This window comes from Amycolatopsis thermophila, assembly GCF_030814215.1.
Classification (GTDB): domain Bacteria; phylum Actinomycetota; class Actinomycetes; order Mycobacteriales; family Pseudonocardiaceae; genus Amycolatopsis_E; species Amycolatopsis_E thermophila.
The window spans coordinates 1,862,917-1,876,161 of sequence record NZ_JAUSUT010000001.1 but is presented as its reverse complement, the minus strand read 5'-3'; the positions used below and the strand labels follow the sequence as shown (position 1 = coordinate 1,876,161).

Genomic DNA, 13,245 nt, shown 5'->3' with positions numbered 1-13,245 from the left:
CTCATCGGACCACGCGGGTCACGGCGTCCCGTTGACCGCGAGGGCCATGTACTTCACGTCGAGGTACTCCTCGATGCCCTCGGCGCCGCCTTCACGGCCGAACCCGGACGCCTTCACGCCACCGAACGGCGCCGACGCGTTCGACACCAGCCCGGTGTTGAGGCCGACCATCCCGGTCGCCATGCGCTCGCCGACGCGGATCGCGCGGTCCAAATCGCGCGTGAACACGTACGCGACCAAGCCGAACTCGGTGTCGTTGGCCAGCCGGACGGCTTCGTCCTCGTCCTCGAACGTCGTCACCGGCGCGACCGGGCCGAACACCTCCTCGCGCAGGATGCGGGCGTCCGGCGGGACGTCGGTGAGCACGGTCGGCGCGTAGAAGAACCCGTCGCCGTCCAGCGCCTTGCCGCCGGTGGTGGCGCGGGCGCCGCGGGACACCGCGTCGTCGACCAGCTCGATCACCTTGTCCCGCTGTTCGGCGCTGATCAGCGGCCCGACCTTCACCCCGTCTTCGGTGCCGTGGCCGACCTTCAGCGACGACATCGCCTCGGTCAGCTGCCGCACGAACTCACCGGCGACCGACGAGTGCACGTGGAACCGGTTCGCGGCCACGCACGACTCGCCGTTGTTGCGCATCTTCGCCGTGACGGCGCCCCGCACCGCCGCGTCCACGTCCGCGTCCTCGAACATCAGGAACGGCGCGTTCCCGCCCAGTTCCATCGACATCCGCTGCAGGTTCGGCGCGCACTGCTCGACGAGCTTGCGGCCCACCTCGGTGGAACCGGTGAACGACAGCTTCCGGACCCGGGGATCGGCGAGCGCCGGGTTGACGACGCGGCCGGCCGACGTGCTGGGCAGGACGCTCAGCACACCGTCGGGCAGGCCGGCCTCCTTGAGCAGACCGGCGAGGTTGAGCATCGACAGCGGGGTCAGCTGCGCCGGCTTGACGATCATGGTGCACCCGGCGGCGATGGCGGGCCCGATCTTGCGGGTGCCCATCGCCAGCGGGAAGTTCCACGGCGTCACCAGGATGCACGGACCGACCGGGTGCTTCGACACGAGCACCCGCCCGCCGCCACCGGCCGGGCTGCGCGCGTAGCGCCCGTCGATGCGCACGGCCTCTTCCGAGAACCACCTGAAGAACTCGGCGGCGTAGGTGACCTCGGCCCGGGACTCCTCGATGCTCTTGCCCATCTCCAGGGTCATCAGGCGGGCCAGTTCGTCCGCTCGGTCCGTCATCAGCTGCCAGGCGCGGCGCAGGATCTCACCCCGTTCACGGGGCGGCGTGGCCGCCCAGTCCTCCTGCTGCGCGGCGGCGGCCTCGATCGCCTCGGCGACGTCGGCGTCCTGCGCGTCGGAGACCTCGCACAGCTGCTGCTCGTTCCCCGGATCCTGGACGGCGAACCGGCTGCCGTCGGCGGCGTCCCGCCACTGCCCGGCGAGGAAGAGCTGGTGCGGTACCCCATCAAGCGTCATGCCCGGTGACTACCCGAGCCCACCTCCCGGTATGCCTGCGGCGCCCGCCCGGACCCGAGCGGGACCGGGCGGGCGCCGCACCGAACGGATCAGCCGATGTCCCGCCGCCGGAAGCCGGTCAGGCCCGCGGCCAGCGTGACGACCGCGATCCCCAGCAGCCAGGCGAACGGCGTCACGGTGAACTCCGCACTCGGCAGCTTCGGCACATGCGTGAACGGCGACAGGTCCAGCAGCACCTGCGGCGCCTGCACGACCGGCCCGAACAGCGACAACATCAGGAACAACGCGGCCACCGCCCAGGCCACCGTGGACAGCTTCGGGGCGAACCCGAACACCACCACGGCGATCCCGACGACCACCCACACCGCGGGCACCTGCGCCACCGTCGCCCCGAGCACGGCGGGGAGCTGACCGGCGACGTCATCGACGCGCAGCCCGTGCAGCAGCCCGGCGAACAGGCCCGCGACCACCAGCAGCAGGGTCGCCCCCAGCAGCGAGAAAGCCAGGTGGCTGCCTGCCCACGACAGCCGGCGCACGCCGGTCGCGAGCAGCGGCTCCAGCCGCAGCGCGGTTTCCTCCGACCGCATCCGCAGCGTCGCCTGCACCGCGTACAGCGCCGCGATCAGGCCGAAGATGTTCGCGATCGCCGCGAGGAACGTGTCGACGAGGTTCTGCGCCCCGCCCAGCCGCTCGAACATCTGCTGGGCCTGCGCGCTGTCGCCGACGACATCGCCGATGCCCGCGGCCAGCGACCCGAACAGCGCCCCCATCACCGCGAACCCCACGGCCCAGCCGATCAGCAGCCCCCGGTGCATCCGCCAGGCCAGCGCGAACGGCGAGCGCAACCCGCGCGCCGCGACGGCCGGCCCGGGACGCGCCGGCAGGATCCCCATCCCGACGTCGCGGCGCGGCAGCAGCAGGCACGCCACCGCCCCCAGCACGACGGCCGCGGCGACCAGCGGCAAGGCCACGGCGAACCGATCACCCGCGAACGGCCGGATCCGGGTCGACCAGCCGAGCGGCGACAGCCACGACAGCCACGAGATGTCCGTCGCCGAGTCCCCGACCGCGCGGAGCAGGAACGCGGCCCCGAGCACGGCCGCGGCGATCCCGTTGGCGGTGCGCGAGTACTCGGCCAGCTGGACCGCGATGGCCGCGACCGCGGCGAACACCAGCCCGGTCAGGGTCGTCCCGAGCGCGAACGCCACCGAACCGCCCGCCGGGAGCCCGGCGCCGACCAGGCCCAGCGCGACCAGCAGTCCGGTCGCGACCGCGCCGATGCCCGCCGTGATCAGCGCTGCCGCCAGTGCGGCGTAGCGGCCGGTCACGGTCGACGACAGCAGTTCCTGCCGCCCGGTGTCCTCCTCCTGCCGGGTGTGGCGGGTGACGGTGAAGAGGCAGGCCAGCGCGGCGAACAGGGGCAGGAACACGCCGAACCGCCAGGCCGTGAACCCGCCCGCCGTGGACAGGTCGAACGGCGGACCGTAGAGGAGCCTGATCGAGGGGTTCGCGCCCATGCCGGCCGTCAGCGACGCGCGGCTGGCCTGGTCCGGGTACAGCTGCCCGTAGGCCCCGGCGGTGCTCGCGGGGAGGAGTCCGATCACCAGCACCCAGACCGGCAGCACGATCCGGTCCCGCCGCAGGGCGAGGCGCACCAGGTGCCGGGTGCCCACCAGCGCGGTCACCGTGCGCTCGCTTCGGTCGTGTAGTGGCGGAGGAACAGTTCCTCCAGGGTCGGCGGCTGGCTGGTCAGGCTGCGCACGCCGACCTCGGTCAGCTGCCGCAGCACCTGGTCCAGCGAGTGGGTCTCGACGTCGAACCGCACCCGGTTGCCGTCGATCTTCAGGTCGTGCACCTCCGCCAGGGTGCTCAAGCCGTTCGGGTGACCGGCGAGCTCCGCCACGATCGAGGTGCGCGTGAGGTGCCGCAGTTCGCTCAGCGTGCCGGTCTCGACGGTGCGGCCGTTGCGGATGATGCTGACCCGGTCGCACAGGGCCTCGACCTCGGCGAGGATGTGGCTGGACAGCAGCACCGTGCGGCCCTTGTCGCGCTCCTCCTGGATGGCGTACTGGAAGGTGGCCTCCATCAGCGGGTCGAGGCCGGAGGTCGGTTCGTCGAGGATCAGCAGCTCCACGTCGGACGACAGGGCCGCGACGATCGCGACCTTCTGCCGGTTGCCCTTGGAGTAGGTGCGGCCCTTCTTCTTCGGGTCGAGGTCGAAGCGCTCGATCAGCTCGTCGCGGCGGCGCTTGTCGAGGCCGCCGCGCAGCCGCCCGAGCAGGTCGATGACCTCGCCGCCGGACAGGTTGGGCCACAGGTTGACGTCTCCGGGGACGTAGGCGAGCCGCCGGTGGAGGCTCGCGGCGTCGCGCCAGGGGTCGCCGCCGAGCAGGCGGGCGGTGCCCCGGTCCGCGCGCAGCAGACCGAGCAGGACGCGGATGGTGGTGGACTTCCCGGAGCCGTTGGGGCCCAGGAAGCCGTGCACTTCTCCGGTCTTGACCTGCAGGTTCAGGTCGTCGAGGGCCTTGGTCGCACCGAACGACTTGTGCAGGCCCTCGATGGAGATGGCGTTGTCCATGGGAGCGAAGCTACGTCTATTTCACAAAGTTGTGAAGTTAGGAAAACGTATAGATTGACTGAAGGGCTGGTCGAGTCGGGAAGGATGGTCCGCATGCGGGACGAGGAGCGGGTGCGCCGGTACGTCGAGCGGCTGGCCCTCGTGCTCACGCAACTCGGCATCCAGCGCATGGCCGCGCGGGTGTTCGCGGCGCTGGTGGTCACCGACGACAGCCGCCTCACCGCGGGCGAGATCGCGGAGAAGCTGCAGGTCAGCGCCGCGGCCGTGTCCGGTGCCGTGCGGTACCTGGAGCAGGTCGGGATGATCGAGCGCGAGCGCGAGCCAGGCGCGCGGCGCGACCACTACCGCGTCTCGGACGACATGTGGTTCGCGAGCCTGCGCAAGCGGGACCGCCTGATGGAGATGTGGCGGGACACGGCCGAGGAGGGCGTCGAGGCGGTCGGCGCGGACACTCCGGCGGGCAAACGGCTCGCCGAGATGCGCGACTTCCTCGCGTTCATCATCAAGCAGCTGCCGACGCTGCTGGAGCGCTGGGAACAGGAGCGCGCGGCGCGCTAACGCAGCTGCAGGCCGAGCCGCTCCCGGAGCGCTTCGCGCTGTTCGTCCGTGACGAGGACGACGATGGTGTCGCGTTCGCGGTACGCGCCGTCGAAGTCGACTTCGCGGAACTGCCGGCCGTCGCCCGGGGAGAGCGCGGCGATGGCTTCGACGGCCGCGGCGTGGTCCAGGTAGTCCTCCGCCAAGTGCTCGGCGTCGACCGATCGGGGTTCCCCGTTGCGTTCGAAGTGCAGGACGTCGTCTCCGTCCGCGCCGTCGTCGAGGTGCACGCCGGAGACGGTGACCGCGCCGCCGGTGAGCGCGGCCGCCTTGCGCAGGAGGCTTTCGTAGGACTCCTCGAGGACGTCGACGTCGTCGGCGTGCACCGAGACCGCCGCACCGAAGTCCTCGAGCGCACGGGCCACCTCGAAGGGGTCCAGGGGGGTGCGCACCTCGCTGCTCCGGTCGAGGATGTCGCGCGTGTGCTCCGGTGACGCCAGGCCGGTCTCGCGGAGCACGGCGGCGACGGTCTCGTAGGTGATCCCCATGGGGGCAGTCAATCAAGCCCGCACAACGGCTTTCACCAGACGGCGGGCGAGCGCGGCCGGGTCGGCGGCCTGGGTTTCCCAGTGCCGCGGAAAGCCCTGCTGGAAAGCCGCGCCCACAACAACGGCGCGATCGCCTCGGGGTCCGATGTGGACGGCAACCGGCCGGGCTTCTGTTCCGCCTTCAGGTAGTTCGCCCATCGGGACACCGGGGTGCGCGGGCCCGCGCGTAGCCCTGCTCGCGCATGCTCCGCGCGGCCACAGCGCCACCTGCCGCGACGGGGACGGCTGGTTCACCCGCCTGGTCGTCAAGCCGATCCTGATGCGCGTCCTGCGCGAGGGGTGTGCGGACATGGGCGAGGCGGAACGGCGGGTGTTCGCCTCCGGTCTCGACTGGGCCATCGTGCGTCCGCCGAAGCTCACCGACGCGCCGGACGCCGCCCGCATCGCCAGCGCGTCCAGCGGGAACGTGCGCGGCAGCTGCACGATCTCACGCGCCGGCCTGGCCGAGTACGTGCTGCGCGCCGCGGCGGACCCGCGGCTTTCGGGGGTGGCCGCGTCGGTCGCCAAGAGCTAATGTGTGCGGGTGTCAACTTCGAAGAACCTGCTGGCCACGGTGGCGACGGCCGGGCTCGCGCCGTGGCTGGTGGCGCAGGGCCTGCGCGTCCGGCGGACGACGCCGCGGCTGCCCGGCGCGTCCGGGCCGCTGACCGGCCTGGTGCCCGGCCCGGACCCGCTGCGCCTGCTGGTCCTCGGCGAGTCCACTGTGGATGGCGTGGGTGCGGACACCCACGAGGAGGCGCTGACCGGTTGGCTGGCGTCGGCGCTGGCCGACCGGTGGGGGCGTGGGATCTCGTGGCGCGTCGCGGGCCGGACGGGGGCCAACGCGCGCACGGTGCGCGCCGAACTGCTGGCCGGGGCCTGCCGGGAGCCGGCCGACCTGGTGGTCGTGGCGCTCGGGGTGAACGACACGATCGAGCTGCGCTCGGCGGCCCGGTACCGGCGCGACCTGCTCGCGCTGGTCGTGGACGCGCGGCGGGTGCTCGGCCCGGTGCCGGTCCTGCTCGCGGGCGTGCCGCCGCTGGGCGCGTTCCCGGCGTTGCCGCAGCCGTTGCGCCTGGTGCTGGGGTTGCGGGGTGCCGCGCTCGACGCTGCCGCGGCGACGCTCGCGACCCTGCCGGGGGTGACCTACTGGCCGGTGCCGCGCGAAGTGGTCGACCCCGCGCTCTTCGCCGCCGACGGCTTCCACCCCGGGCCGTCCGGATACCGGCTGTGGGCCGAGCAGCTCGCCGAAATCGCCTACGGGCAGTCCCCAGGAGGCCGCGCATTGGTCTGAACGGGTGAAACTGGCGGACGCCGACCAGGTGCTTTGGAAAAAGTTCTGCCGCTGTGTATCTGGCGAGGGGCCTGCGGCGTCATAGGGGCGTTGGCTGGTTGACCACCTCCTGGAGGAACGCATGAGTTCGCCCCGGCCCTTCGCCGAGGAAATCGCCGCGGTGCGCGATTCCCTTGCCACGATGGGGAATCCGTGGCAGGCGGGGGAGACGGTGCTCAGCCGGCTGGCGAGCGAGTCGCGCCGGGTGCGACTGGGGGTGCCGGCCCCGAGGGCGGCCGAGGTGGACGCGCGGGCGGAACTGCCCGTGCGGATGCTCGAGGGCGCGCTCGGGGCCGCCGGCCAGAGGTGCACCGCCCGGCACGCGCCGGGCAGCACGCTGCCGGCCTCGTTCGACCTGCGCGACGTGTGCGGCCGCAGCTACGTGACACCGGTGAAGGACCAGGGGGAGTCCGGGTCGTGCAGCGCCTTCGGCACGGTCGCGGCGCTGGAGGGGACGGCCGCCTACAAGCGGCGCAACACGGGGATGCGGCTGGACCTGTCCGAGGCGCACCTGTTCTACGGCTTCGCTCCCGCGCACCGCAAACCGGGTGACACGGGCTCGTGGCCGGACGACCTGATGGGTGACTGCGCCGCCAAGGGCGTCACCTTCGAGGACTACTGGCCCTACTCGGACGAGGGGACCGGCGCGCTCAACCCCAACTGGGTGAACCGCGTCGCGCGCGCCGAAGGGGTGGTCGACCTGACGCGGGACCCGGCCGCGATCAAGCACCACATCTACGGGTTCGGGCCGGTCACCGCCTGCATGGTGATCTACGACGACTTCTTCCACTACACCGGCGGGATCTACCGCGCCACCACCACGGAGAGCAACGGCGGCCACTGCGTCGCGCTCATCGGGTGGGACGACGAGCAGAGCTGCTGGATCGCCAAGAACTCCTGGGGCACCGACTGGGGCGAGGCCGGTTTCTTCCGGATCGCCTACGGCGAGGCCTTCATCGAGGACTACCCGGAACCGCGGCCGACGACGATCGGCTGCACCGGGGTCACCTTGCGCGCGTGGCTACCGCCGCAGCGTGCGTTGCGCCTGTTCTCGGCCGGCGCCGGGGAATGGGTGTGTCTGGAGCAGCTGGGCTGGGTCCGGCTCTCGGGGGACGCCGGCAGCGTGGGGCGTCAGCTCGCGCTGCTCGCCGAGGCGCGGGCCGGCGGTCATCCCGTCAGCCCGTTCCTCGACCACGGCGTGCTGACCCGCGTCGCCACCACGTACTGAAGGGGAGCGAAGGATGACCACGAGCAAGAGCGAGACGCCGGACACCGGCCCGCAGGACGACCCGAACGCCGAGCTGGCGGCCCTGACCGCGGACGCCGCTCCGGGCGGAGCCTACGACCCGAACACGCCGCCGCCGGGTGGGGTGTATGACCCGAACACGCCGCCGCCGGGTGGGGTGTATGACCCGAACATGCCGCCGCCGGGTGGGGCGTATGACCCGAACACGCCGCCGCCGGGTGGGGCGTATGACCCGAACACGCCGCCGCCGGGTGGGGCGTATGACCCGAACACGCCGCCGCCGGGTGGGGCGTATGACCCGAACATGCCGCCGCCGGGTGGGGCGTATGACCCGAACATGCCGCCGCCGGGTGGGGCGTATGACCCGAACCCGCCGCCGGGTGGGGCGTATGACCCGAACATGCCGCCGCCGGGTGGGGCGTATGACCCGAACATGCCGCCGCCGGGTCGGGCGTATGACCCGAACATGCCGCCGCCGGGTGGGGCCTACGACCCGAACACCCCGCCCGTCAACGGGAACGGCTCCGCGCCGGCCCCGCAGCCGCAGGCCAGCGGGGTGTGGGTTCGCAACCGGTCGATCACCAGCCTGTGGTCGACCAGCGCGGCCCCCGGCGTATGGGTGTTCGTCGCCGGCCTGGGCTGGAAGCGGCTCGCGTCCACGGGGGACGGACGCAGCTCGCTGACCGTCCTGGCCCTGCTGGCCCGCGACCACGGGCTCGCGGTGTCGTTCCACGAGAACTCCGCCGGTCAGATCGACCAGCTGCTGGTCTGATCGACGGGAGACCGGCGGTGGCCGGCAGCCGAGGGGGCCGCCGGCCACCGCCACCCCGGGGGGAGCAGCCAGTGACGCAGATCCGGCTCGTGCAGGCGGATTCGGGGGGAACGGCGCAGCTGCGTGTGGGGGACACGGTGGAGCTGCGCCTGCCGGAGGTCCGTTCGTCGGGCTACCGGTGGCGCTGGTTGCTGCCGGACGCGGTCCGCGTGGTGGCGGACGACCACGTCCGGCCGGGGGAGGTGGCCCGCGGGGAGGGGCCACCGGGCGAGGGGGGCGTGCGCCGGCTGGCACTCGACGTCGTCGAGGCCGGCCGGCATCTGCTCCGGGCGGAGCTGGCGCGGCCGTGGGAGGCGAAGCCGCGCCGCTCCGTCACGTTCGTCCTGTCCGTGACTACTCCAGAAGAGTGATGTGTGTATCTGCGGCGAGCATCCGTCCTCTGCACGGTGACGGAGCCGGAGATACTGGCCAGCGCTGACCCGAGGAGAACCACGCGAAGTGGGGGCGAACGCGGTGACCGAAGCGAGGACCGCCGAGGCGGACCCGTCCTGGGAAGGACTCCGCGGACCGGAGCTGTTCGAGGCGTGCCTGGAGGCCGCCCGTGCGGGGAACAAGCGCGCCCTCAACCGGCTGGTCGCCGAGCTGACCCCGCTGGTGTGGAACGTCGCGCGCGGTCAGGGTCTGGACACGCACTCGGCCGAGGACGTCGTCCAGACCGTGTGGCTGGCGCTGGTCAGCCACCTGGACCGGCTCCGCGAACCGAAGGCCCTCGCCGGGTGGCTGGTCGTCACGGCCCGCCACGAGGCGCAGCGCGTCCGCGGCCGCAAACCGCCGCCGGTGCCCCTGACCGACGAGCTGGCCGAGACCGTGGCGAGCACGGAACCGGTGCCGGAGGCCGAGGTGCTCCGCACCGAACGCGACCAGCGGTTGTGGCTGGCCTTCCAACGGCTTCCGCAGCGGTGCCAGGAGCTGCTGCGGCTCACCGTGCTCGCCGGTCGCGCCGAATACCGGCTCGTCGCCGAAGCGCTGCAGATGCCGCGCGGCAGTATCGGTCCCAACCGTGGCCGCTGCCTGAAGACGATGCGCGAACTGCTGGACATCGAAGGGGGCAGCGCATGAACGACATCGAGGTGCCCGGGGGTGGGGCGTTCCCCGACGACGAAGCACTGCTGGCCGATCTCGGCCGGGTGCTGGCGGCCGTCGACCCGCCGCCCGACGGCCTGGTCGAGCGCGTGCAGTTCGCACTGGAGCTGGAGAACCTCGACTTCGAGATCGCCCAGTGGCAGCGGGCCGAGCCGTCGCTGGCCGGCGTCCGCAGCATCACCGACGAGGGCACGATCACGTTCACGGTCAGCGATCTCACGGTGATGATCAACCTCACCCGGATCGGGCAGTGCCACCGCATCGATGGCTGGCTCGTGCCGGCGGCTCCCCACGGCGTGGAGGTGCGGGTGGCCGAGCACGGTTCGTCGGCGACGATCGCGGACGAGGGCGGCCGGTTCGTGCTCGACGAGGTGCCGCGCGGGACGACCCAGATCGTGATCTCGGTGGGCGGGGCCAGCAGCCGCCGGACCGTCGTCACACCCGCCGTCGTGCTGTGACTCAACCGGCTGCGCCACCGGGTCCGCGGATGTGCTCAGATAGGACGCGTGGCAGGTTCCGGTGCAGCGAGTGGCGTCATCTCCGTAGCCGCTGAACTGCACCGCCGCGCCGCGGACGCCTCCGGCGACTTCCAGAACGTGGAGGCGGTGCGCCTGCTCACGCGCGCGCTCAAACGGCTCGACGCCGGTGACCCGGCCGATCCGGATTGGATCGTGCTGCGCACCCGCATCCTGATCAGCCTGGCCCTCGCCGAGGCCGAGGTGGGGTCGGCGGAGGCGGGTTTCGCGCACCTCGACGAGGCCGCGCGCCTGCCGCCCCGCCTGCCGGACGGGCCGCGGCGCCGGGAACTCGCGATCGTCGTGGAGGCCCAGCGCGCTCTGGTGCTCGGCCGGATCGGCCGGTTCGCCGAGGCGGTGAAGCTGTTCGACAGCATCGTGCCGGCGCTGGAACGCGATCTCGAGGACAACGCACTGCCGTTGACGCGGAACCTGATGAACCGCGCGCTGATGCACGTCGCGATGACCAACTCCGAGGCCGCGCTGGCGGATCTGCGCCGTTGCCTGCAGCTCGCCGTCGACCACGGCCTGACCCGCATCGAGGGCAAGGTGCGGCACAACCTGGGCGAGCATTCGCAGCTGATCGGCGACATCCCCGGCGCGCTGCGGCACTACGAGGAGGCCGCGCGGATCTACCGGTCCGCCGCGCCCGGCTGGCTGCCGCGCCTGCGCGTCGAGCAGGCGCGGGCGCTGCTCGCGGCCGGGCTCGCCGACGACGCCGCCCGGCACCTGGACGAGGTCATGCCCGAGCTGCGGGAGAGCCGGGCCTCGCAGGACATCGCCGAGGCCGAGATCGCCCGCGCCGCGGCCGCGATCCTCGACGGCGACTGCGGTCTGGCGCGGCAGCTGGCGTCGGCCGCGCACCGCCGGTTCCGGCGCCGCGGCAACATCCCGTGGGCCGAGGTCGCCGCGCTGACCCGCCTGCGCGCCGACGCCACCGAGATCCTGGGCGGTACCCGCCGCCCGCCGGCGAAACTGGTCGCCGGCCTCACCCGGCACGCCGACCGGCTCGCCGGGCTGGGACTGCGGGACGAGGCGGCGGTCGCGCGGCTGCTCGCCGTGCGGCTGCTCCTGCGCCGGGGCGAGGCCGCCCCGGCCGGGGACCTGCTCGGCCGGGTGCCGAAACCGCGTCGCACCACGCCGATCGACCACGTCATGCTGCTGCGGTTGTGCCGGGCGGAGCTGGCTGTGGCGACCGGTCGTCCGCGGGCCGCGCTCGCGCAGGCGCGCGGCGGGTTCGCCGAGCTGAGCCTGGTGCGCGACCGCATGGGCGGGCTCGACCTGGTGTGCGGCACGGCCGTGCACGGCCAGGAACTGGGACGCCTCGCCGTCGGGCTCGTACTGGCGAACACCCGCGGGCACGCCGGAGCGCGACGGCTGTTCGCGTGGCAGGAACGCACCCGCGCGCAGGTGTACCGCTACGAGCCGCTGCCCGCGATCGACGATCCGGTGCTCGCCCGGCTCATCACCGAGATGCGGCAGGTGCAGCGGCTAGCGCAGCAGAACCGGCTCGACGGCAAACCGGTGACGGCGCTGGAGCAGCGCTACGCCCGGCTGCAGCGCGAAGCCGGCCGTCTCGGCTGGTACACCAGCCCGTGGGGCCGCCCGCGCCCGGTCAGCTCGCCCGAGGAGGTGGCCGCCGAGCTGGGCGACCGCGTGCTGGTGAGCCTGTTCGGGCAGGACGGCGAGCTCTCCGCGGTCACCGTGCGGGACGGCCGGTTCCGGCTGGTCCGGCTGGGTGGTCTGGACGAGGTCGTCGAGATCACCAAGCAGCTGCACGCCGACCTGAACGCGCTCGCCCCGGACCACCTGCCGCCGCCGCTGGTCGCGGCCGTCACCGCGTCCGCCGAAAAGCGCGCGAGCATGCTCGACGAGCGGCTGGTGCGGCCGCTGGCGGAGGTGATCGGCGACCGCGAGCTGGTGATCGTGCCGACCGGTCCGCTGTATGCGCTGCCGTGGTCGGCCCTGCCGTCGCTGCGTGGCCGTCCGCTGTCGGTCGCGCCGTCGGCGACGGCCTGGGTGACGGCCGTGCGCCGCGAGTCGATCGACCCGGTCGTGCTGGTCGGCGGGCCGGGTGTGCCGGGTGCGATCGGCGAGGTCAAGCAGCTGCGGTCGGTCTACCCGAAGGCGACGCTGGTCGACGGTCCGGCGGCGACCAGCTCGGCGGTGCTGGAGGCGCTCGACGGGGCCGGGCTGGCGCACCTGGTCGCACACGGCGCCCACGAACCGGCGAACGCGTTGTTCTCCCGGCTCGAACTGGTCGACGGCCCGCTGTTCGCGCACGAGACGGCGCGGCTGCGGCGCCCGCCGGACCGGGTCGTGCTGGCCGCGTGCGAGCTGGCGATGAGCCACATCCGGCCGGGCGAGGAGGCGCTGGGGTTCGCCGGCGCACTGCTGGCGAGCGGGTCCCGCACGGTGGTCGGGGCGATCGCGCGGGTCGGGGACCGCGCGGCGGCGGAGGCGATGGCCGACCTGCACCGGCGCCTGGCGTCCGGGACGCCCCCGGCACGGGCGCTGGCCCACGCGACCGCCGCCGATCCGCTGCGCCGCCCGTTCCTCGTCCTCGGCGCCGGTTAGCGCTCGGCGGCCTTCACCAGCCGCGCGGAGAGGAACCTGATCGCCGTCCGCAGCCCGGCCAGCACGACCGGCCCGCTGCCCGGGACCTTCTCCTGGAACGAGCCGCGCCAGGTCAGCCGCGTGCCGGTGCCCTCGGGCTCGAACAGCACCTCGCCGCGGTAGCCGCGCACCATCGCGGGCTCGGCGAAGGTGTAGACGTGGCGGCGGTCCTGTTCGTACTCGAGCGTTTCCTCGCGCATCAGCAGCGGCCACGCGCCGACCGCCCGGATCGCGCCGACGCCGCCCACCGGATCGGCCCAGCGGTCCCAGCGGGACACGACGACGAGCGGTTTCGCCCACTCGGACCAGCGGGCGCCGTCGGTCTCCAGCCGGAACAGCGCCGCGGGCGGCGCGCTGCTGGTGCGGGTGACCTCGAAGGAGAACGTCTTGGCGGGCATCGGCGACCTTTCCGCTCGGGTAGGGGTTACCGAGCAGTAAACCA

At 73.1% G+C, this 13,245-nt stretch carries 14 protein-coding genes; 9 read left to right on the top strand and 5 right to left on the bottom strand.

What is annotated here, in order from left to right:
• Positions 1–18 precede the first annotated feature (18 nt).
• The 3 genes from FB470_RS09220 to FB470_RS09210 form a co-directional block, all read right to left on the bottom strand.
• The gene (locus tag FB470_RS09220; RefSeq protein ID WP_306990409.1) at positions 19–1,476 is read right to left on the bottom strand and encodes an NAD-dependent succinate-semialdehyde dehydrogenase; all 1,458 of its coding nucleotides are present in this window, start codon (positions 1,474–1,476) and stop codon (positions 19–21) included.
• 89 nt (positions 1,477–1,565) lie between these two features.
• Positions 1,566–3,161: an ABC transporter permease gene (locus FB470_RS09215; RefSeq protein ID WP_306990407.1), complete on the bottom strand. Its 1,596-nt coding sequence runs from the start codon at positions 3,159–3,161 to the stop codon at positions 1,566–1,568.
• The gene (locus FB470_RS09210) at positions 3,158–4,054 is read right to left on the bottom strand and encodes an ABC transporter ATP-binding protein (RefSeq protein WP_306990405.1); all 897 of its coding nucleotides are present in this window, start codon (positions 4,052–4,054) and stop codon (positions 3,158–3,160) included. The genes FB470_RS09215 and FB470_RS09210 overlap by 4 nt, the downstream gene beginning before the upstream one ends.
• Before the next feature lie 84 nt (positions 4,055–4,138).
• Between FB470_RS09210 and FB470_RS09205 the strand changes: the two genes are divergently transcribed.
• A complete protein-coding gene (locus tag FB470_RS09205) occupies positions 4,139–4,612 on the top strand; it encodes a GbsR/MarR family transcriptional regulator (RefSeq protein WP_306999150.1) in 474 nt (157 codons plus the stop codon).
• Here FB470_RS09205 and FB470_RS09200 read toward each other — a convergent pair.
• Positions 4,609–5,139 (bottom strand): hypothetical protein, encoded by a 531-nt coding sequence (locus tag FB470_RS09200; protein ID WP_306990404.1) that lies wholly within the window; start codon positions 5,137–5,139, stop codon positions 4,609–4,611. The two genes, FB470_RS09205 and FB470_RS09200, sit on opposite strands and share 4 nt — an antisense overlap.
• Positions 5,140–5,458: 319 nt before the next feature.
• Here FB470_RS09200 and FB470_RS09195 point away from each other — a divergent pair, with 319 nt between their 5' ends.
• From FB470_RS09195 to FB470_RS09160, 8 genes are all read left to right on the top strand, one after another.
• Positions 5,459–5,713 carry an NAD(P)H-binding protein gene (locus FB470_RS09195; protein WP_306990403.1) on the top strand — a complete coding sequence of 85 codons (255 nt, stop codon included), beginning with the start codon at positions 5,459–5,461 and terminating at the stop codon, positions 5,711–5,713.
• Positions 5,714–5,722: 9 nt separating this feature from the next.
• On the top strand, positions 5,723–6,472 hold the full coding sequence (locus tag FB470_RS09190; protein ID WP_306990401.1) for an SGNH/GDSL hydrolase family protein: 750 nt from the start codon (positions 5,723–5,725) through the stop codon (positions 6,470–6,472).
• A gap of 121 nt (positions 6,473–6,593) precedes the next feature.
• Positions 6,594–7,739, top strand: coding sequence for a C1 family peptidase (locus FB470_RS09185; protein ID WP_370876455.1), 1,146 nt, complete (start codon positions 6,594–6,596; stop codon positions 7,737–7,739).
• A 13-nt stretch (positions 7,740–7,752) separates the two neighbouring features.
• Positions 7,753–8,529 (top strand): hypothetical protein, encoded by a 777-nt coding sequence (locus FB470_RS09180; RefSeq protein WP_306990400.1) that lies wholly within the window; start codon positions 7,753–7,755, stop codon positions 8,527–8,529.
• 71 nt (positions 8,530–8,600) lie between these two features.
• Positions 8,601–8,939: a protease inhibitor I42 family protein gene (locus FB470_RS09175; protein WP_306990399.1), complete on the top strand. Its 339-nt coding sequence runs from the start codon at positions 8,601–8,603 to the stop codon at positions 8,937–8,939.
• 103 nt (positions 8,940–9,042) lie between these two features.
• Complete coding sequence (locus tag FB470_RS09170) at positions 9,043–9,648, top strand: RNA polymerase sigma factor (protein WP_306990398.1); 606 nt, start codon at positions 9,043–9,045, stop codon at positions 9,646–9,648.
• Positions 9,645–10,130: a carboxypeptidase regulatory-like domain-containing protein gene (locus tag FB470_RS09165; RefSeq protein WP_306990396.1), complete on the top strand. Its 486-nt coding sequence runs from the start codon at positions 9,645–9,647 to the stop codon at positions 10,128–10,130. Before FB470_RS09170 ends, FB470_RS09165 begins: the two co-directional genes overlap by 4 nt.
• Positions 10,131–10,178: 48 nt before the next feature.
• Positions 10,179–12,764, top strand: a complete 2,586-nt coding sequence (locus FB470_RS09160) for a CHAT domain-containing protein (RefSeq protein ID WP_306990395.1) — start codon at positions 10,179–10,181, stop codon at positions 12,762–12,764.
• On the opposite strand, the gene FB470_RS09155 is transcribed toward FB470_RS09160, so the two are convergent.
• Positions 12,761–13,201 (bottom strand): SRPBCC family protein, encoded by a 441-nt coding sequence (locus FB470_RS09155; protein ID WP_306990393.1) that lies wholly within the window; start codon positions 13,199–13,201, stop codon positions 12,761–12,763. The two genes, FB470_RS09160 and FB470_RS09155, sit on opposite strands and share 4 nt — an antisense overlap.
• Positions 13,202–13,245: the final 44 nt, after the last annotated feature.